General features: G+C 56.9%; 17 protein-coding genes. 9 read left to right on the top strand and 8 right to left on the bottom strand.

The window, feature by feature from the left end:
- Positions 1–42: 42 nt before the first annotated feature.
- The 4 genes from GRPL_RS12905 to GRPL_RS12920 all read right to left on the bottom strand — a co-directional run bounded on the left by GRPL_RS12905 (position 43) and on the right by GRPL_RS12920 (position 4,597).
- The gene (locus tag GRPL_RS12905) at positions 43–1,314 is read right to left on the bottom strand and encodes a Glu/Leu/Phe/Val family dehydrogenase (protein ID WP_032686840.1); all 1,272 of its coding nucleotides are present in this window, start codon (positions 1,312–1,314) and stop codon (positions 43–45) included.
- A gap of 81 nt (positions 1,315–1,395) precedes the next feature.
- Complete coding sequence (accC, locus tag GRPL_RS12910; RefSeq protein ID WP_032686839.1) at positions 1,396–2,742, bottom strand: acetyl-CoA carboxylase biotin carboxylase subunit; 1,347 nt, start codon at positions 2,740–2,742, stop codon at positions 1,396–1,398.
- Positions 2,743–2,751: 9 nt separating this feature from the next.
- Entirely contained in the window at positions 2,752–3,216 is a 465-nt protein-coding gene (gene accB / locus GRPL_RS12915) for an acetyl-CoA carboxylase biotin carboxyl carrier protein (RefSeq protein ID WP_032699220.1), read from the bottom strand.
- Positions 3,217–3,694: 478 nt separating this feature from the next.
- A complete protein-coding gene (locus tag GRPL_RS12920; protein ID WP_050500298.1) occupies positions 3,695–4,597 on the bottom strand; it encodes an alpha/beta hydrolase in 903 nt (300 codons plus the stop codon).
- 289 nt (positions 4,598–4,886) lie between these two features.
- On the opposite strand from GRPL_RS12920, the gene GRPL_RS12925 reads away from it, so the two are divergent.
- The 4 genes from GRPL_RS12925 to GRPL_RS12940 all read left to right on the top strand — a co-directional run bounded on the left by GRPL_RS12925 (position 4,887) and on the right by GRPL_RS12940 (position 8,956).
- The gene (locus tag GRPL_RS12925; RefSeq protein WP_032699218.1) at positions 4,887–5,591 is read left to right on the top strand and encodes an IclR family transcriptional regulator; all 705 of its coding nucleotides are present in this window, start codon (positions 4,887–4,889) and stop codon (positions 5,589–5,591) included.
- A 97-nt stretch (positions 5,592–5,688) separates the two neighbouring features.
- On the top strand, positions 5,689–6,084 hold the full coding sequence (locus tag GRPL_RS12930; RefSeq protein ID WP_032686835.1) for a GlcG/HbpS family heme-binding protein: 396 nt from the start codon (positions 5,689–5,691) through the stop codon (positions 6,082–6,084).
- Positions 6,081–7,277, top strand: coding sequence for an MFS transporter (locus tag GRPL_RS12935; RefSeq protein WP_032699216.1), 1,197 nt, complete (start codon positions 6,081–6,083; stop codon positions 7,275–7,277). The genes GRPL_RS12930 and GRPL_RS12935 overlap by 4 nt, the downstream gene beginning before the upstream one ends.
- A 155-nt stretch (positions 7,278–7,432) precedes the next feature.
- A complete protein-coding gene (locus GRPL_RS12940; protein WP_480066330.1) occupies positions 7,433–8,956 on the top strand; it encodes an MFS transporter in 1,524 nt (507 codons plus the stop codon).
- 58 nt (positions 8,957–9,014) lie between these two features.
- On the opposite strand, the gene GRPL_RS12945 is transcribed toward GRPL_RS12940, so the two are convergent.
- Genes GRPL_RS12945 through GRPL_RS12955 form a run of 3 tightly spaced genes read right to left on the bottom strand, consistent with a single transcriptional unit; the run spans position 9,015 to position 11,773 of the window.
- The gene (locus tag GRPL_RS12945; RefSeq protein WP_032695352.1) at positions 9,015–9,800 is read right to left on the bottom strand and encodes an aldo/keto reductase; all 786 of its coding nucleotides are present in this window, start codon (positions 9,798–9,800) and stop codon (positions 9,015–9,017) included.
- Positions 9,797–10,975: a glycerate kinase gene (locus GRPL_RS12950; protein ID WP_032686831.1), complete on the bottom strand. Its 1,179-nt coding sequence runs from the start codon at positions 10,973–10,975 to the stop codon at positions 9,797–9,799. The genes GRPL_RS12945 and GRPL_RS12950 overlap by 4 nt, the downstream gene beginning before the upstream one ends.
- Positions 10,976–10,993: 18 nt before the next feature.
- A complete protein-coding gene (locus tag GRPL_RS12955; protein ID WP_032687312.1) occupies positions 10,994–11,773 on the bottom strand; it encodes a 3-ketoacyl-ACP reductase in 780 nt (259 codons plus the stop codon).
- 485 nt (positions 11,774–12,258) lie between these two features.
- Between GRPL_RS12955 and GRPL_RS12960 the strand changes: the two genes are divergently transcribed.
- The 5 genes from GRPL_RS12960 to GRPL_RS12980 all read left to right on the top strand — a co-directional run bounded on the left by GRPL_RS12960 (position 12,259) and on the right by GRPL_RS12980 (position 18,010).
- Positions 12,259–13,374: a sugar ABC transporter substrate-binding protein gene (locus GRPL_RS12960; RefSeq protein ID WP_032686830.1), complete on the top strand. Its 1,116-nt coding sequence runs from the start codon at positions 12,259–12,261 to the stop codon at positions 13,372–13,374.
- 67 nt (positions 13,375–13,441) lie between these two features.
- Positions 13,442–14,407, top strand: coding sequence for an ABC transporter permease (locus GRPL_RS12965; RefSeq protein ID WP_032699213.1), 966 nt, complete (start codon positions 13,442–13,444; stop codon positions 14,405–14,407).
- A 5-nt stretch (positions 14,408–14,412) separates the two neighbouring features.
- Complete coding sequence (locus GRPL_RS12970; RefSeq protein WP_032687311.1) at positions 14,413–15,918, top strand: sugar ABC transporter ATP-binding protein; 1,506 nt, start codon at positions 14,413–14,415, stop codon at positions 15,916–15,918.
- 19 nt (positions 15,919–15,937) lie between these two features.
- Positions 15,938–16,954, top strand: coding sequence for an ABC transporter permease (locus GRPL_RS12975; protein WP_032686828.1), 1,017 nt, complete (start codon positions 15,938–15,940; stop codon positions 16,952–16,954).
- 12 nt (positions 16,955–16,966) lie between these two features.
- Complete coding sequence (locus GRPL_RS12980) at positions 16,967–18,010, top strand: zinc-dependent alcohol dehydrogenase (protein ID WP_032699212.1); 1,044 nt, start codon at positions 16,967–16,969, stop codon at positions 18,008–18,010.
- A 77-nt stretch (positions 18,011–18,087) separates the two neighbouring features.
- Here the strand turns inward: GRPL_RS12980 and GRPL_RS12985 are convergent, their stop codons facing one another.
- On the bottom strand, positions 18,088–19,116 hold the full coding sequence (locus tag GRPL_RS12985) for an aldo/keto reductase (RefSeq protein WP_032699210.1): 1,029 nt from the start codon (positions 19,114–19,116) through the stop codon (positions 18,088–18,090).
- Positions 19,117–19,239 lie beyond the last annotated feature (123 nt).

The raw sequence follows: 19,239 nt of genomic DNA, 5'->3' as shown, positions 1-19,239 counted from the left end.
GGCCCCGCGCGGGCAGCGCAGGGCTTGTCCGCTCTCCGCGCCTCAGGAGTACAGCCCGCGGTCTTGACTCGCCAGCAGAATCCGTTCGCAGGCCAGGGCCCAGGCGGCGGTACGCAGGGGAATAGCCAGGGCCTGCGCTTTCAGCCAGACGCTTTCGATGGCGTGGCGCATAATGGTATCCAGCCGCGCATCGATCTCCTCTTCGCTCCAGAAGAAGCTGGAGAAATCCTGCACCCATTCGAAATAGCTGACCGTCACCCCGCCGGCGTTGGCAATCACGTCGGGAACCAGCACGATCCCCCGCTCAGCCAGCACATCGTCGGCCTCCGGCAGCGTCGGGCCGTTGGCCCCCTCCAGAATGAGGCGACAGCGCAGACCGGCGGCGCGCTCCGCGCTAATCTGCCCCTCCAGCGCTGCCGGAATCAGTATCTCGTAGCCGAGACTCCAGAAAGCCTCGTCCGCCACGCTATCGGCGCCCGGGAAACCGGCTATTGTGCCGTGAGCCTGCTGCCACGCCTGCAGCGCCGGAATATCGAGGCCGTCGTGCTGATACAGCGTCGCGCGATGATCCTGTACGGCCACCACCCGCGCGCCGGCGGCATGAAACAGCCCGGCGCTGACGCTCCCAACGTTGCCAAACCCCTGCACGGCGACCCGGCTTTGCGCCACGCACAGCCCCAGCTTTTCCGCGATGTGGCAGCCGGTGATAAACACGCCGCGCCCGGTGGCCTGCACCCGCCCCAGCGAGCCGCCGAGGTGGACCGGTTTCCCCGTCACCACGCCGGTCGCGGCGATTCCGGCATGACGCGACCAGGTATCCATCATCCAGGCCATGACCTGGGCGTTGGTGCCGACGTCCGGCGCCGGAATATCCTGCCGGGGACCGATCACCCGGCTGATTTCACAAGTGTAGCGGCGGGTCAACCGCTCCAGCTCTCTGTCGGATAGCGCCGTCGGGTCGACGCGTACGCCGCCTTTCGCCCCGCCGAACGGCAGATTGAGCGCCGCGCATTTCACGGTCATCCACGCCGCCAGCGCCATCACCTCCTGCAGACTGACGTCGGGGTGATAGCGCACGCCTCCCTTGCCGGGTCCGCGGGAGAGATTATGCTGAACGCGATAGCCTTCAAAATGGCGAATCGTCCCGTCGTCCATTTCCAGCGGAACATCGACAATCAGCGCCCTTTCCGGGTGACGCAGGGTATCGGCCCAGCGATTGAGATCGCCGGGCAGCGGCAGGACGCGTTCCACCTGGGCGAGATAGATAGCCCAGGCGCAATGGCTCTCACCCGTCACATAAGAGAGTGCAGACACAACTTACCTCCGGTTTTCCAGTAGTGATTATTGATAGCGATAAATGAAGAAAGCCGCCCGGAGGCGGCTTTGCGGCGAAGTTCAGCGACTGAGCTCCAGTTTCTTTTCCAGATAATGGATGTTGCTGCCGCCGGCGCGAAAATGGTCATCCGCCATGATCCGCCGCTGCAGCTCAACGTTGGTTTTGATGCCGTCGATCGCCAGCTCGTTCAGGGCATGTTCCATCCGCGCAATGGCCTCATTCCGGCTATCGCCGATGACGATCAGTTTGCCAATCATCGAGTCGTAGTACGGCGGGACGCAGTAGCCCGCGTAGATATGCGACTCCCAGCGTACGCCAAAGCCACCAGGCGCATGAAAACGGGTAATTTTTCCGGGGCTGGGCATGAAGGTGCGTGGGTCTTCGGCATTAATCCGGCATTCAATCGCGTGACCGCGTACGCGCACCTGCTGCTGGCTGATAGAGAGCGGCAGTCCGGCGGCAATCCTCAACTGCTCTTTAATCAGGTCAACGCCGGTGATCATTTCCGTCACCGGATGCTCCACCTGAATGCGGGTATTCATTTCGATAAAGTAAAACTGGCCCTGCTCATAGAGAAATTCGAAGGTACCGGCGCCGCGATAGCCGATGTCCAGACAGGCTTTGGCGCAGCGCTCGCCGATAGCCTGGCGGATCTCGGCGGTGATCCCCGGCGCCGGAGCCTCCTCCACCACCTTCTGGTGGCGCCGCTGCATTGAACAATCGCGTTCGGCAAGATAAATCGCCTGCCCTTGCCCATCGGCCAGCACCTGGATTTCAATATGGCGCGGATTCTCCAGATACTTCTCCATGTAGACCATATCGTTGTTGAACGCCGCTTTCGCTTCGGCGCGCGTCATATCGATGGCCTGCGCCAGCTCTTTCTCCTGACGGACGACCCGCATCCCGCGCCCGCCGCCTCCGCCGGAGGCCTTGACGATGATCGGGTAACCGATCCCGGCCGCCAGCCGGCGATTCTTCTCCCGGTCATCGTCCAGCGGGCCGTCCGATCCCGGCACGCACGGCACCCCGGCTTGCTTCATCGCCTGAATGGCCGAAACCTTGTCCCCCATCAGACGAATGGTGTCCGCTTTCGGGCCGATAAACACGAACCCTGAGCGCTCCACCTGTTCGGCAAAGTCGGCATTTTCCGCCAGAAAACCGTAACCTGGATGGATGGCCGCCGCGCCCGTCACTTCAGCGGCCGAAATCACCGCCGGAATATTGAGATAGCTTTTGGCGGACGGCGGCGGGCCAATGCAGACGCTTTCATCGGCCAGCAGCACGTGTTTTAACTCACGGTCGGCGGTAGAGTGAACGGCCACCGAGCGAATGTTAAGCTCCCGGCAGGCGCGCAGAATACGCAGCGCGATTTCGCCGCGATTGGCAATCACAATTTTGTCCAGCATGACGTCCCCCTATTCAATCACCATCAGCGGCTGGTCGAACTCAACCGGCTGACCATCGGTGGCCAGAATCGCTTTGACGATCCCGCTGTTATCCGCCGCGATCTGATTCATCATCTTCATCATCTTCATCGCTTCAACGATACACAGAGTATCGCCGGCGTTGACCTGCTGACCGACAACCACAAATGGCGGCGCACCGGGCCCCGGTGAGAGATAAAAGGTTCCCACCATCGGGGACAGCGTGACGTGTTCCGGCGCTGGGCCCGGCGCGATAACCGGCGCCTGCACAGCCGGAATCGGCATGGCCGGCTGCGGTTGAACGACGGCCGCAGGTTCGGCGGATGGCCCGACCACAGTCGGGCTGGTGATGACGCGGCTGATGCGCACGGAGCTGGCGCCTTCGGCAATTTCCAGTTCGCCAATGCCGGAGGCTTCGACTAAGGCGATCAATTTTTCAATGCTGGCAATATCCATAAGTAACGGGTTCCGCAGAAATTGGAAGTGATATACCCGATCGCGCAATCAGTGGTGGTGCAGTTATAGCAGAGCCAGCGGGCGGTATTTCATAGGAACTTCAGGTGGCGGGATAAGAAAATAGTAAGGTATCGAACAGACTACACGAAGCAAAGGCTACAGATTCGTCACCCGATTATGGCTGCCCGGAAAGCATGTTTAGTCAATAAGCGGATGTCGTCGAAGATGTGCTGAAATAGCGATGAAGGGGTCATATTGCCTGACAGGCATCACTTAAAACACGACATGTTTCCCAGGCCAGAAGAGCCGGAGCCATACCTGGAAAAGCCCGGTATGCTTTTCTACTGTCAACAAAGCAGCCGCTCCTGCCATCGGCAGAGAAATCTCCCGTTGGTACAAACCACCTTCGGCGGCGCGGCTGAAATAGCGCTCCGCCGCCCGCTCCCCAACAACGCGCCAGAATGGATGCCTCGCGGAGTCAGCCGTGTATGTCGCACCTCTTTTCGCTGCGCTCACCGGCCGCAGCGAGATGCAGTAAAGCGCTCTGGAAGGAGGCATTAAACATCGGTCCGTGCGTGAGCCCAGGATAATGCCAGTAGGTCGCGGCCAGCCCGTTAGCGCTCAGGGCGGATACCGTCTTGCGCAACCTGCTCAGCACCTCGGTCGCGCCGGCGGCGGCGCTTCTTCCCGACGGATCGTCGCCCTCCATCAGATAGAGCTGCTTGTGACAGCCCCCCTGTTGATTAAGCGATGTCATTCTTTCCAGCAGGACGAAATTGTCTCTACCCAGCGAAGGGCTGGCCGCGTAATAAAAGTGGAAAAAAGAGGAGGTTAACCAGCTGTCCAGCACGAACAGCCCGCCGAAGGAGTGCCCCCAGATGCCCCGTTTATCGGGGTCGATGTTAATGTTTTTTTCGACCGTTGGCGCGATGCGCCCTTCCAGCAGCTGGCGGAACGTCGCGCTGCCGCCCCCCTCGCGCGCATAATGTCCGACGGCAACGGCCCCGCGCTGCTGCTGCGCCACGGGCGTATAGTCGTAGGCTCTGGCGTGGGTGTCGAAGGGCAGCGGCGTCTGGTAGCCAATCGCCACGATCACCGGCGGCGTTTTTTGGGTCAGTTGTTTCAGTAGCTCTTCCGACAAACGGTCCATCAGCGCATTACCATCCAGCATATACAGCACCGGATAGCCCGATGGCGGCGGCGATCTGTCCGGTACGCCGGTCCAGACCCGGTAGTGTCTTTTGCCATCCGCAGAGTCAAACTGATGCACGCTGAAGTGATAAACCGCAGACCCGCGATCGGCAATATTCGGCCCCAGCGGCTTCATATCCGGTTTCGCCGCGCTTTTTCCGGCGTACAGCAGCGCCATACAGGAGAGCATGCAAAACGCCGCGATGCGCTGAACTCTGTTTCGGGACGGATGATCCTTCCCCTGTTGATACTCTCTCTTCACCTGTTTTTCCCGTATCACTCTGGCGGATAAGCCTTATTCACATAGCGCCATGATGATAATGGTTAGCAATATCATTTTCAATTAGACAAAAAATGACGGCACAGGCGCGCGTGGCACTCGACACGACGTATTGTATCGCCGGTCTTTTTTATTCATTATGCGGCCCATTATCTCCCCCGCCTTTGAGCGTCGGGAGCGGCAACAGTGAGAAACATCGATGATCGATGAAAGTCGTAAAATTCAGTCCGTAGAACGGGCGATGAATCTCCTTGAGATCATCGCTGAGCTGGGTGGCGATGCCCGATTAGTCGATCTGGCCCGCCGGTCGGAACTGCATAAAAGCACGATATACGGGTTGCTGAACACTTTAGCAGCAATGGGGTATATCACCCGTAACGGCACCCGCTACTCGCTGGGTCTACGCTTAAGAACCATTGCTCAGACGCTGATTGATGCCGATCAGGATGTGAAATCCTTTTTCGCCCCCTTGCTACAATACGCGGCGGAGATCAGCGGCGAGGAGTGTTATCTGGCGGTGCCGTGCGGAACGCGCGAATACCTCTACCTGGACGCCATCGATGCTAACGGCCCTCTACCGGTATTCAGCGCGCGTGGTCGCAGAGAAGGCATGACCACCTCAGCCATCGGCAAGGTGCTCCTCGCGGATAAAGCGGAGATTATTCGCAGCCTGCGCCGGGCGGACGTGTTGTCCGCAGAGCTGGAAAAGGAGCTGCAGGCGATTATCCGTCAGGGCTATGCCGTTGATCTCGAAGAAGCCGAATGCGGATTGCACTGCCTGGCGCTACCGCTACGTCAACACGGGAAAATTGTCGCCGCGCTGGGTATTTCCGGCCCCTCTCAGCGCCTGAGCACAGAGCGAATCAGCCATCTCGTCACACAATTGATGCGGTGGAAAGTTTGACATTATCAAACAATAAGCGGATATCTCCCGCCCCTGTTTCTTCATCCCGGTAGTTCTGGAATCATCAAAACACCTGTTAAAACGAGGAGTTTTGAAAATGAAATTAGAGCAACTTTCCCGGGATGTTATTTTACGCGCCTCAACCCTGGCCCGTGAGCGAGGTTTTTCGGTTTCAATTTGCGTCGTCGACGATTCAGGCCTGCTGCGTCAGTTCCTGCGTATGGACGGGGCGGTTGCCGGAACCATTGACGTGTCGATCAAGAAAGCGCGAACCGCCGCCTTGTTCGGCGTCGACAGCATTGACCTTGGCGAACACGCCCAGCCCGGCGGGGCCATCTACAGTCTGGAACACACCAACGGCGGATTAATCAGCTTTGGCGGCGGTGTGGTATTACATGATACGAATGGCGACATCCTGGGCGCCGTCGGTGTCGCTGGCGCCACGGTTGAACAGGATCAGTCTATCGCCCAGGCCGCTGCAGGTGAACGATGAGTCAGAAAACGCCAATACATCCGGGGATTTGGGCCCTGGCGGTGACCTCTTTTGCCATTGGCGTAGCGGAGTTCATTGTTGTCGGGGTTCTTCCGGCCATCGCGCGAGATCTTCACGTCTCTTTGGCCGCGGCGGGTAAACTGGTCGGACTCTATGCGTTCGCGCTGGCGATTGGCACGCCGCTGGCGGTGCTGGGTCTGGCGCGGTTAGCGCGTAAAACGGTGCTGTTGAGCCTGATAACGCTGTTCCTGGCCGGTAATATCCTCTCCTCGCTGGCAGACAGCTACCCGCTGCTGCTGGCAGGCCGGGCCATCACTGCGGTGGCGCACGGCAGTTTCTTTGCCATCGGCGCGACCGTGGCCAGCCGCCTCGCGCCACCGGGGCAAGGCGGACGCGCGATTGCCCTGATGTTTTCCGGCCTGACGTTAGCCATGGTGATCGGCGTGCCGCTAGGCAGCCTGATCGGTAACAGCGTCGGGTGGCGGCTGCCGTTTTACGCTGTCGCCGGGCTGGCCGTGATGGCGTGGGTCGCCACGGCAATCTGGGTACCCCGGCTGGCCGTGCCTGAGGCGGGTAAAACCGTCACCCAACTCGCGGCGTTACTGCGGCCGGAAATTCTGGCCATGATGGCGATAACCATCACCGGCTTTGGCGCCAGCTTTGCCGCGTTCACGTTTATTACGCCGATCCTGACCGACATCAGCGGCTTTTCATCGCAAACCGCGAGTTTACTGCTGATTATTTTTGGCATCGCCACGCTCATCGGGAATCAACTCGGCGGCAAATTGACGGTGACCCAGGGCTGGACACCCGCATTACGCCGGATGCTATTGCTGCTGGCAGTCACCCTCATGTTACTGGCCGTGGCGTTACCCTGGCGCCTGCCGATGATGGTCCTGTTATTCCTGTGGGGAGTGCTGGCGTTCGGAATGTCGCCGGCTTTTCAGGCCGGCATGCTGAGCACCGCTGAACGCTGGACGCCAAAAGCCGTCGATTTTGCTTCGGCCTTAAATATTGCGGCGTTTAATTTGGGGATAACCCTCGGTGAAACGCTGGGCAGCGCTATCGTGGCGAAGGGGCTGATGGCGATGACGCCCTTAGCCGGAGTACTCCTGGCGACGATAGCTCAGCTTCCGCTGTACTGGTTAAGCACCCGATTGACCCGGGATGTACGCCGCGCCCATCAGGCGTAGGCCGCTGCTTTTTCCGCGTTCCCCTGCTGCCGGTAACGGCGTGACTAGTGGTTAATGAAATGTGATCCACGATCAAAAGTAACTAACAAGTTGGTTACTTTTGAATATCAGTGAACTATGGTACTGCGAACTCGTTACTCAGATAACAGGCGTATATCATGGCAAGAACAATCACGTTAAAACACTATCTCAGCTACGGCTCAGGGGATTTTTTTGGTATGGGAACGACGGCACTCACCGGTGCCTGGCTGCTGTTCTTTTATACCAACTTCTGTCACCTGAGCGCGGTTGAAGCCGCATCCATTTTCGCCATTGCGCGCGTCTTCGATGCCATCGCCAGTCCATTAATGGGCTATATTACCGACAACTTCGGCCACACTTTTCTGGGGAAAAAGTTTGGTCGCCGCAAATTCTTTATTTTGTCAGGTATCCCCGCCGTCTTTTCCTACTGTTTTATCTGGGTCAGCGATATGGGTTACCTCTATTACCTGTTGACCTATCTTGTCTTCGAACTGGTCTACAGCATGGTTCTGGTGCCGTATGAAACCCTGGTTCCGGAAATGACCGATGACTTCAAAAAGAAGACCCGCTTCTCAGGGGCGAGAATCTCTTTTGCCCAGCTGTCGTACATCATCACGGCCTACCTGCCGGCCCTGTTTTTTAGCTGGTATGGAAAAGATAACCCCCACGCCTTCTTTTATGCCGGACTGGTGATTGCCATCCTCTGCGCCATCGCCCTGACCCTGGTGTATTGCAATACGTGGGAACGAGAGCGCAGCGTTGACCAGCAGGCGCCGCCTGCCGCGTCCGGATCTTTACTCAAGCGTTTTTTCAGCGACGCGCTCTCCACCCTGAAAGTTAAGGCCTTCCGCACCCATCTTGGGATGTACCTCGGCGGGTTTATCGCCCAGGACGTATTTAATGCCGTTTTCACCTACTACGTCATATATGTCCTGTTCCAGACCGCCACCGTCTCCTCCGAATTACTCGGCATCATGTCCATCATGCAGCTGATCGCCGTGCTCTGCATGATCCCACTGTGTATTCACTGGGGGCCAGCCCCGGCCTATCGTCTGGCGGTGGTCTTTTTTGCGCTTGCCTGCCTGACCTACGGTTTTTTATGGCTCGGGGATTTTACCCATCTTGCCGTATTGATGCTGGTCTCGGCGGTGGCGGGCTTCGGTCGCGGCGGCATTAACTATATCCCGTGGAATACCTACACCTATATGGCCGACGTCGACGAGGCGATCACCGGTCTGCGGCGCGAAGGTATTTTCGCCGGCGTCATGACCATGACGCGTAAGGCATCGCAGGCAATAGCGGTGATGCTCGTCGGCGTTCTGCTGCAGCTGGCGCATTTTAATCCCGGGCAGCCGCAGCAGCCGGAGTCGGTGCATTACGTTATCCTGGCCGTACTCAGTCTCGGCACCACGCTGCTACTGATTGCCGGTTACCTGGCATCACGTCGCTTTACGCTGAATATCAAAACGCATGCGGTACTGCGCGAGGAGTGCGACAGAATGCGCCTCGCCGGCGGGCCATTCGCCCCCGCAAACCCGCAAAACCAGCGTATTCTCGAGGAGATTACCGGTCTGCGTTATCAGGAACTGTGGGGGAATAACTCGATTTCACGTCTTAGCCGCCGGCCGGACGCTGACACGGTCACATGGTCCAAATAAACAATAACGGGGAAGGCGCTACTCGCCTTCCCCGTCAGATAGCGCGTTGTAACCCGGCTTACAAGGTTACAACGCGATAATTGGCACTTTTTAATTCGGCTATCTGCTGCATGTGGATATGGGAGAGGGTGAAATCGAGGATCGCGAAGTTCTCAGCAATTCTCTGCGGATCGGAGGACATGGTATTTGACTGCACGCCCGACTGTAAAATCCAGCGCAAAATAATTTGCGCCGGCGTACGGGCATAATATTCCGCCAGACGGTGAATAAGCCCGTATTTAAGCACTTCCCCCCGGGCTATTGAACAGTATGAGGAGAGCGGGATTTGCGTAGCGACCGCGGCCAGCAATAAGTCGCTTTGATCCAGCAGCGGATGGAACTCCACCTGATTGACAACCAGCGGCGTGGCAATAACTTCACGTGCCCTGACCATCTGCTGGGGAGAGAAATTACTTAAGCCGATACATTGCGTCAGCCCCTGCCGCTGCGCCTGTTCCAGCAAACGCAACGTGGCGCTGAAGTCCTGCTTTGGCGGACTATGCAGCAACAACACATCCACCTGTTCAACATTCAATGCCGCCAGGCTTTGCGCCACCGAAGCCATAAACCGGTCGGCGGGGTAATTCGCCGGCAGCACTTTGGTGGTAATACAAAGTTCGCTGCGAGCGACGGGATGATGACGCAGAACTTGCCCAATCTCCCGTTCATTTTCGTACATCTGCGCGGTATCAATCGCCCGATAGCCCACGTTCAGCGCCTGTTCGAGGGCCGTCATTAATCTCTCTGCGCGCAGTTTATAGGTGCCAAAACCGCGGATAAATTCAGGCCGATAAAGAATATTCATGTTTTTTCCCTCAACGGAGGACGCAGGTGACAACCCGATTGGCTCGCCGCCAGATGCCATAGCGAGGCAATATTGAACGCCGTCGACTCCAGCAGAGCAGCGGCTTCGCGCAGCGCGCGCTCGTAGGAGATAATGCCGGGAACCAGCGAAAACGCCGAATTGAGTCCGATCGCGTACAGCGCTTCATAACCACTGCCGAGCGACCCGGCCAGCGCAATACTTGGGCAACCGTGGGCATGCGCACGGCCGATCACGCCGGCAGGCCCCTTACCGCTGCTGGTCTGGGCGTCAAGCCGCCCTTCGCCGGTAATCACCAGATCGGCCTCGCGCACCTGCTCATCAAAATTCAGCGTGTTAAGCACAAGATCGATGCCGCTGGACATTTCAGCACCCAGTATCCCCTGCAGCGTGGCGCCCATGCCGCCGGCCGCACCGCCGCCCTTGAGGCTGGCGATATCCGTTCCGGAGCGGGCGCTGAGAACGCGGGCGACCCGGGCGAGGTTGTTTTCAATCCTCAGCGCCGTGTGCGCGGTCACCCCTTTTTGCGGACCAAAAACCGCAGTAGCGCCCTGCTCGCCGAGCAGCGTATTGTTCACATCGCAGGCCAGCTGAAGCGTTACCCCGGCTAATCGCGGATCGAGACCGGCGCACTCAATCTCAGTCAGTTCATCGAGTCCCGCAGCGCCCCACGAGACTTCGTCTCCGCTGGCGGTGGTACAGCGACAGCCCAGCGCCTGCAGCATGCCAATCCCGCCCTCATTGGTGGCGCTGCCCCCCAGACCAATAATAATTTTGTCGACGCCTCGGTCCAACGCCGCCTTAATGAGCTCTCCGACCCCATAGCTGGTCGCGATTAGCGGGTCCCGGTCTTGCGGCGCCACCCACTGCAAACCGCAGGCGGCGGCCACTTCAATGACCGCCGTTTTCCCATCCCCCAGCAGGCCAAAAAAACCGTTCACCGGCCTCCCCATCGGCCCGGTAACCGGTACGAAAATCAGCTGTCCGGCGGTGGCATTAATCAGCGCGTCAACCGTGCCTTCGCCGCCATCGGCGATCGGCAGTTTTACATATTGCGCATCAGGCAGCGCTCTGCGCAGACCCCGTTCGATAGCATCCGCCACCGCGCTGGCGGAGAGGCTCTCCTTGAAGGAGTCCGGGGCAATAATTATTTTCATCGCATTTACCTGCTTAAATCAGAAACGGGGAACCAGCATGCCGCCATCGGCGCTAATCACCTGACCGGTTAAATAGGGCATTCCCCCGCTGGCGAGGGTGGTCACGATGGTGCCTATCTGCGCGGGAGTCCCCAGCTCCGGCAACAGGGTTAAGCCTTCATCGACGCGCTGTTGATACATGGCCAGCGAAGGCTGGGTCATTTCGGTGACAATCAGCCCCGGCTGGATATCAAAAACCTGCACTCCGGCCTGCGCGAGACGCGCGGCAAACAATTTCGCCACCATCGCAGCCCCGGCTTTCGACACGCAATACTCTCCACGATTGATAGAGGCCGCGGAGGCGTTCGAAGAAGAGACCACGATCAGGCTGTAGTGCAGTTCTGGCAAGCAGGTGCGGGCGAGCAGGCGTCTGGCAAATGCCTGACAGAGGAAGAACGTAGCGCGGGCGTTAATCGCCTGGCAGCGATCGTAGCTTTCCGGCGTCACGTCGAGGAGATCGCCGCGGCTGGTCACCGAGACACCGGCGTTATTCACGAACGTCGTCAACGGCCCGAGCGCATTTTCCGCCCGCGCCAGCATCCTGTCGTGCAGGCTGATATCCGCCACATCCCCGGGGATCGCGACCGCTTTCACCCCCCACCCTTCTAGTCGCGCGACCGATGCCTGTAGCGTGGCGGAATCCTGATAATCATTCAGCGCAATATCAAAACCGGCCTGCGCCAGCTTCGCAGCAATCTCAAAACCAATGCCGCGAGCCCCGCCGGTGATAAACGCAACCTGTCGTGTTTTAACCGTCATTTTTTCGTCCCATTGTTGGTTGAGCATACGCCGAAATCATAACGACGCCCTTCGCTACTTGTAAATAAATAGTTACTTACAAATATCAAATATGCGATCCAGGTAGACACCGGAGTTGAGGGGCTGATCGCCAACAAAATCTTTGTGACTGATCTCCCAAACGCAAGCAAAACACCGCCCGCAGAGACAGAGCAACAAAATTAATATAAATCATATAGATAATATTCATTCCCTGGCAAAAGACCGGCTCACGGGCACTGACGCATTTGCCAATAACGCATTCATAAATAATCATTAAAAACAAATAACTAGATAATTTCCTGCCAGATAAAAACGCCAGGCAAACGGCCTACCTTCCCCTTCATTGCCAATTACTTTCGTGGATGATATATCCTCAACTTGTAAGTAATTAGTTATTTACATGTTACGTGTTTTATCACCAGAAACGATTCTCCATGTGAACCGAAAAGACAGGAAATATCGCTATGTCATTTATTAAAAAATTCGTTGAAAAAAGCGTGATTAGCCGACGTGAATTCCTGCTGAAAAGCGCCCTTGGCATCGGCGGCATGGCTGCGCTCCCGCTTATCAGCCCACTCTCGAAAGCCATGGCTGCCGAAGGGGGGAATTTCACTCTGGCCTGGGGCTACCGCGATCCTGATAACTCCTACTGGAACGCGATTGCCGCCGGCGGGCAATCTTATGCGAAGAGTCAAAACTCGCCGATGGTGAGTCTGATTAACGGCGGTAATAACGAGAAGGTGCTCTCTGATATCAAAGCCCTGCTCTCGAAAACCGAAGGGAAACTGGCGATCGGCTGCGATCCGAACGATGCCCCTAACGCCCGGGCGGTGGTGACCGCCTGTCAGCAACGCGGGGCGTTTATTACCACCATCTGGAACAAAACCGAGGATCTGCATCCGTGGGATTTTGGCGACAACTACGTCGCCCATATCAGCTGGTCTGATTTCGAACCGGCGCAACAGTGCGCGCAGCTGCTGTTTGACGCGATGGGTAAAAAAGGCGGGATTGTCGGGCTGGGCGGCATCGCCTCTAACGTCCCGGCGATTGAACGCAAAGCGGGGTTGATGCACAAGCTGAAGGAGAATCCGGATATCAAACTGCTGGACTGGCAGGATGCGGACTGGAGTACTTCAAAAGCCAACGACATGATGTCGACGATGCTCACCCGCTTCGGGGATGATATCAAAGGCATTTTCTCTTCCAACGACAGCATGACTCTCGGCATTATTGAGGCGCTGCGCGCTGAGGGCCTCGCAGGGCAGATTCCGATCGTCTCCTACGACGGTACCCCGGATGCCGTTAAGCTGTGCATCAGCGGTGAAATACTCTGCACCGTCAGCACTGACCCCTACTGGGCTGGCGGCATCGCGCTATCCCTGGCGCACCATGCGGCTATCGGCAGCTTCAAACCTTCCGCCGAACCGCATGAGCATCGCGAATTTTATGGCCCGACGATCATGATAACCAAAGACGATGCGCAGAAGTGGTATCAGGAAAATATCGTCAATACGCCGGTAGTCGACTGGAACAATTTCTGGCAGGCGTCGAAAGGCCCCATTCAGTATCGCAAATTATAGTATCCCCCCTTCAGCGGATATTTATTCTCAATGAAGACGTTATACATTCAATGAGTGAAGGTCGAACATGTCATCACATTCCAGCTATAAAGAGTTTTTGCGCAAATGGGCGCCGCTGATGGTGCTGCTGCTCCTGTGCACCATCATCAGCGTGATTTATCCCGGCTTTTTATCGGTGCGTAATTTCTCGCGTTTACTGACCGCCAGCGCCGCGCCGTTAATGATCGCCATTGGCGTGACGTTTATCATCATTATGGGTTCGATCGACCTGTCAATTGAAGGCATTATGGCTTTCTGCGGCTCGATGCTGGCCATTATTATGGTAAAACTGGGCGGCTTTAGCGAACTCGGTTATTTAGCCATCCCCGCAGCGATTCTTATTTCGGCCGCCTGCGGGCTCATTAATGGTCTGATTCACGTCAAGCTTAAAATCCCCTCATTTCTGGTCAGTCTGGGGATTGGTTTCAGCTTAATTGGCGTCACCATGGTGATTACCGGCGGCGAACGTATCCCCCTGCCCGACCGGACATTCCGGCTCCTGCTGACCGAGCGCATTTTTGATTTCCCGCTGATGGTCTATCTCGCCGGGGCGGCCCTGCTGTTTGCCTGGTTTATTCAACGCTATACCGCGCTGGGACGTAATTTTTATGCGGTCGGCGGCGGCGAGCATCTGGCCTACGCTTCCGGTCTGTCGGTAAAGCGTATTCGCGTGCTCGGTTTTGCGCTGGCCGGGGTCTTTTACGGACTGGGCGCCGTCTTTGCGGTAGCCCGCCTGGGGTCGGTCGCCAGCAACCTGGGGGACGGTTATATCTTTATCGCCATCACCTCCGTGGTCGTCGGCGGTACCTCCTTAATGGGTGGCAACGGCGGCGTATGGCAAAGCCTGATCGGCGTGCTGATTATCAACGTGATTAACAATGGCATGGTGCTGGTCGGTTTCCCGACCTATATCCAACAGGGCGTTTTAGGTGCGTTAGTTATTCTCTCGGTGGCCTTAGTCACTAATCGTAAACGTCTGCAAATAGTGAAGTGACGATTATGCTTGAATTTAAAAATGTTGGTAAATCGTTTCCGGGCGTTCTGGCTTTGCAAAATATCAATCTGCAAATTAATCCCGGAGAAATTGTTGGCTTAGTCGGTGAAAACGGTGCCGGAAAATCAACGCTGATGAAAATTATATACGGCGCCTATCAGCACGATAAAGGCGAAGTGCTGATTAATGGTCAGCCGGTGGTATTTCGCTCACCGCGCGATGCCATGATGCAAGGCATCGGGATGGTGTTTCAGGAGCAGTCATTAATTTCCAATCTGAGCGTAATGGAGAATATTTTCCTCGGCTTTGAACAGCCGTTTAAAAAACTTGGAGTGATTAACTGGAAAAAGATGGCGGCGGCAGCCAGAAAACAGCTGGCGAAAGTCAAACTGGATATCGACCCGAAAACAATCACCTCCGAGCTGTCGTTTACCCAACGTCAGCTGGTGGAGCTGGCGAAGGTTTTAACTCTCGAGGAGAGAAGCAGCGGCCATTTAATTATCCTGCTCGATGAGCCGACCTCAGTGTTACCTGCCCAGGAGATCGAGCTGCTGTTTGCGCTGGTCAGAGAGCTGAAAAGCCGGGCCTCTTTCATTTTTGTTTCGCATCGTCTTGATGAGGTGATGACCCTTTCCGACCGCATCTACGTGATGAAGGACGGGCAGGTCATGGATATGCTCACCCGCGACCGGTTTGATGTGGTGAATATTCAGCGTCAGATGGTCGGTCGGGATATCGATGAACGCTATTACCGCGAGCATCGCAAACACGGCATCCATAAAGCGACCACCCTGGTCGAGTTAAAAAATATCTCATTGCCGGGCCATTATCAGAATGTCTCGCTGTCGCTGCACGCTGGCGAAGTGCTGGCGCTGGTTGGCACCGAAGGGGCGGGGACCGAAGAGATCATCCGGACCATCTTCGGTTTGCTGCAGCCCGAGCAGGGAGAAGTGATGCTCAACGGTAGACCGGTCCGCAAATTCAGCCCCACGCACAGCATCGCTGAAGGGGTAGGATATATCCCGCGCGAGCGCAAAATCGAGGGCATCGTCGAAGGGATGTCGGTGGTGGAAAACATCACTCTCGCTAACCTGCAGGACTATTCCCGCGCCGGACTGCTGCAGGTGCATCACGAGCGCCAGCTGGCCAATGAGTGGGTTAAAAAGCTGTCGATAAAAACCGCCAGCATTGATACACAGTGCGGCAAGCTCTCCGGCGGCAATCAGCAAAAGGTGGTGCTGTCTAAATGGCGAACCGCCGAGGCGAAAATCATCCTCCTCGACCACCCTACCCGCGGCCTCGATATCGGCGCCAAAGAGGATGTCTACGACCTCGTGCGCGACTTCACCGATGAACAATGCGGCGTGATTTTGATCGCCGATTCTCTGGAGGAGGCCATCGGTCTCGCCCATACCATCGCTATTTTTAAGGACGGCCAGCTGAGATATCAGTTTACCGGCTGTGAAGAGAAGCGTCCGGAGCAATATGAATTATTGCAGCACTTCGTCTAGGTTATTAAGGCAAATCTCCATGAAAATCACCCGTTCTGATTTATTAGCAGTGCCGACAAAAAATAACACCGGTAGCCCGACCCGGCCGCCATTAACCGGGCGTGAAAAAATTACGCGTTATTTACCCATTCTGACTCTGGTGGTATTAGTCGCCCTGGTCAGCCTCTATAACCCGGATTTTCTTAAACCCGACAATATATTCCAGCTGCTGCAGGATGCGTCGACGCTGTTTATTATGGCGATTGGCATGACCTTTGTAATTTATATCGGCGGCATAGATTTATCCGCCCAGTCGATTGCCAGTATGTCGACGGTGGTGCTGGTCATTCTGTTGTCGCAAATTGGCGCGCTGGCGATTCCGCTCACCCTGCTCGTCGGCGCGCTGTTCGGCGCGATCTCCGGCTGGGTGCATACCCGCTTCAAAATATCGTCATTCATTACCACGCTCGCCGTCGGGGGCATTGCTTATGCCACCGGGCAGGTGATATCCGGACAACGCGCGTTCTATATCCCGGGCGATATTCGCAGCCAGACGGTTGGCTGGATGACCAGCACCGTCTTTACGCTGCCGATGGAAATCATTATCGCGGCGGTACTGCTGCTGCTGGCCCTGCTGATGGAAAGACGCACCGCGCTGGGACGCCACATGAAGGCGATTGGTGCCGGTGAATCCGCAGCGCTCGCCAGCGGCGTGAAGGTCATCAAGGTGAAGATTATCACCTTCGCCATTGCCGGGGCGTTCTCCGCCGCCGCCGGGGTGCTGCTGGCAACCCGTCTTTCCGGCGCATCGCCGACCATGGCCGACCAGTTCCTGCTACCGGCCATCGTTGCGGTGTTGCTGGGCGGCACCCCGCTGACCGGGGGCGTGGGCGGCGTATTGAGCACGCTTATCGGCACCCTCATCGTGGCCGTTATTCGTACCAGTATGACTTACCTGAACGTCGAAGCGCAGGCGCAGCAGATCTTCTTCGGCGTGCTGATGATTGTGGCGATCGCGATGACCATCGATCGCGCCAAAATTTCCACCGTTAAATAACCGGAGCGGGCTATGATCCCCAAATTAATGAAGGCCGCGGTGCTGACGGCGCCCAAAACGTTCGAAATTCGCCAGGTTCCGGTCCCCGCCTACGGCGACGACGAGGTACTGATTCGCGTCACCCGCTGTTCAATCTGCGGAACCGATATCCATATCTATAATGGCCATTACTCCCAGGATAAGCTGCCGTTAATTCCCGGCCACGAGTTCAGCGGAGAAATTGTTGCCGTTGGTCGCCAGGTCTCGACGCTGACGCCGGGCCAGCGGGTAGTCGCCGACATCAATATCGGCTGCGGCCACTGCTATTATTGTCGGCGGAACGAACTGCTGAACTGCCCGGAGATCCGCCAGCTCGGCATTCACACCCACGGCGCGTTTGCTCAGTACGTGGCGATTCCGGCCCGCCTGGTGATTCCGCTCGGCGATGAGATTGCGGATAGCGTTGCCTGTCTGACCGAACCGTTCTCCTGCGTGGTGCGCGCCAGTAAAAAAATAGGCCTTAGCGTGGCAGAGTCGGTGGTGGTGATTGGCGCGGGCCCGGTGGGCAATATGCATATTCAGATGGCGCGTTTGCTGGGCGCCGCGCCGATTATTGCCGTAGAGCTGAATCCGCAGCGGGCCGAACTCGCCAGACAGTGCGGAGCGGACAGCGTCATCACCGACCCCGAAGTCGCGCTGGAGCAGATCAAGGCGCTCACGGAGGGACGTGGCGCCGACGTGGTGATCGAAAGCGTCGGTCATCCGGAATTGTATAAACAGGCCCTGACGTTTATGCGCCCCGGTGGACGGCTGCTGGCCTTCGGTTTAACCGATGCGCAAACCGAGATAGCCATTAAACCGCTGGAGATCATTTTAAAAGAACAGAGGATTCAGGGCAGCGTGGCCGGAATGGGAGAAGATATGCACCAGGCGCTGCATCTGCTGAGCCATCAACGTTTTATTACCGCCCCTTTCCGCGAATCCGTCCACCCGCTGGAGGATATTCAGCAGGTTTTCTCCACCCTGCTCGCTCATCCGCAGCACCTGAAAACCCAGCTGCATATTGCCCACGAGTAAGATTTTCGCCACGCGGATAAGACGGCAGAATAAAAAAAGGTGCTCCTGATGAGCACCTTTTTACCTTCCCGCATCGCTCAGATGAGGCGATCGGCCGGCGTTGGCGCCGCTTCATCCAGCAGCCCCTGTTGTTGCAGCGTACGCCAGAAATCATCCGGGATCGGCGCGGCAATCCACTCCAGGCAGTTTTCCAGCTGCGCTACCGTGCGGGTGCCAGGAATAATCGTCGGCACCGCCGGGTGAGCCAGAACAAACTGTAGCGCGGCCGCTGGCAGACTGACGTGATAATCGCGGCAGACGTTTTCAATTTTGCTGACCTTTTGCAAAATCGCCTGGCTGGCCGGGCCATAGTTATATTTCGCGTTCTCAACCGCCCCGGTCGCCAGTATCCCGCTGTTGAATCCCCCGCCGATCACCACCGCCGCATTGCGCTCTTCGCACAGCGGCAGAAACGCTTTTAATGCCTCTTGTTCCAGCAACGTATAGCGCCCGGCCAGCAGGAAACAGTCAAAGTCGGCTTCCTGCAGCGCCGCATGGCACACCTGCCATTCATTGACGCCCATCCCTACCGCTTTAATCACGCCTTCATCGCGCAGCTGCGCCAGCGCGCGCCATGCGCCGTCCATCGCCTGGCGAAAGTAGTGCGGCTGCTGATCCCCATGGGTATAAAAATCGCAGTCGTGAATAAACGCGATATCGATATGCTCCAGCGCCATGCGCTGCAGACTGTCCTCGATGGATCGCATAGTTGCCGAATAGGAGTAATCAAAGACCGCCTCAAACGGCAGCGGATTGACCCACACCCCGGAATCAATTTCACTGCGTTTTTTCGGCTTCAGCAGACGACCGACCTTAGTGGACAACACATACTCATCGCGGGGATACCAGCGCAAACCGTGGCCAACCCTCGCTTCGCTCAGGCCATGGCCATAGAGCGGCGCGGTATCAAAATAGCGCAGACCGTTGTCCCACGCCTGGCGAATCATGTTCTCCGATTCTTGTTCACTGATGGGACGGAAAATATTGCCAATTGGCGCGGCGCCGTAACCCATTGCCGTGACCTGAATAGCGGTACGGCCAAACGCATTTTTCTGTGATGGATCCATGTCTGTACTCCTGCAGGCTGATGGTTTAATTAACTAACAAGATAGTTATATCAAAACGAATGTTGTGAAAATGTTACCTGGATAACAAAGCGGCATTAATGACGTTGATCCGGCTTTTACTTT

The sequence above is a fragment of the Klebsiella planticola ATCC 33531 genome (assembly GCF_000735435.1).
Taxonomy (GTDB): domain Bacteria; phylum Pseudomonadota; class Gammaproteobacteria; order Enterobacterales; family Enterobacteriaceae; genus Klebsiella; species Klebsiella planticola.
Note: the sequence above shows the minus strand (reverse complement) of the source record. Positions and strands in the feature narration are given on the sequence as shown.

Excerpts from the sequence above, each read along its gene's own strand:
- accC (WP_032686839.1), bottom strand. The coding sequence starts at position 2,742 with ATGCTGGACAAAATTGTGATTGCCAATCGCGGCGAAATCGCGCTGCGT.
- accB (WP_032699220.1), bottom strand. The coding sequence starts at position 3,216 with ATGGATATTGCCAGCATTGAAAAATTGATCGCCTTAGTCGAAGCCTCC.
- GRPL_RS12920 (WP_050500298.1), bottom strand. The coding sequence starts at position 4,597 with ATGCTCTCCTGTATGGCGCTGCTGTACGCCGGAAAAAGCGCGGCGAAA.
- GRPL_RS12925 (WP_032699218.1), top strand. The coding sequence starts at position 4,887 with ATGATCGATGAAAGTCGTAAAATTCAGTCCGTAGAACGGGCGATGAAT.
- GRPL_RS12930 (WP_032686835.1), top strand. The coding sequence starts at position 5,689 with ATGAAATTAGAGCAACTTTCCCGGGATGTTATTTTACGCGCCTCAACC.
- GRPL_RS12935 (WP_032699216.1), top strand. The coding sequence starts at position 6,081 with ATGAGTCAGAAAACGCCAATACATCCGGGGATTTGGGCCCTGGCGGTG.
- GRPL_RS12945 (WP_032695352.1), bottom strand. The coding sequence starts at position 9,800 with ATGAATATTCTTTATCGGCCTGAATTTATCCGCGGTTTTGGCACCTAT.
- GRPL_RS12950 (WP_032686831.1), bottom strand. The coding sequence starts at position 10,975 with ATGAAAATAATTATTGCCCCGGACTCCTTCAAGGAGAGCCTCTCCGCC.
- GRPL_RS12955 (WP_032687312.1), bottom strand. The coding sequence starts at position 11,773 with ATGACGGTTAAAACACGACAGGTTGCGTTTATCACCGGCGGGGCTCGC.
- GRPL_RS12960 (WP_032686830.1), top strand. The coding sequence starts at position 12,259 with ATGTCATTTATTAAAAAATTCGTTGAAAAAAGCGTGATTAGCCGACGT.
- GRPL_RS12965 (WP_032699213.1), top strand. The coding sequence starts at position 13,442 with ATGTCATCACATTCCAGCTATAAAGAGTTTTTGCGCAAATGGGCGCCG.
- GRPL_RS12970 (WP_032687311.1), top strand. The coding sequence starts at position 14,413 with ATGCTTGAATTTAAAAATGTTGGTAAATCGTTTCCGGGCGTTCTGGCT.
- GRPL_RS12975 (WP_032686828.1), top strand. The coding sequence starts at position 15,938 with ATGAAAATCACCCGTTCTGATTTATTAGCAGTGCCGACAAAAAATAAC.
- GRPL_RS12980 (WP_032699212.1), top strand. The coding sequence starts at position 16,967 with ATGATCCCCAAATTAATGAAGGCCGCGGTGCTGACGGCGCCCAAAACG.
- GRPL_RS12985 (WP_032699210.1), bottom strand. The coding sequence starts at position 19,116 with ATGGATCCATCACAGAAAAATGCGTTTGGCCGTACCGCTATTCAGGTC.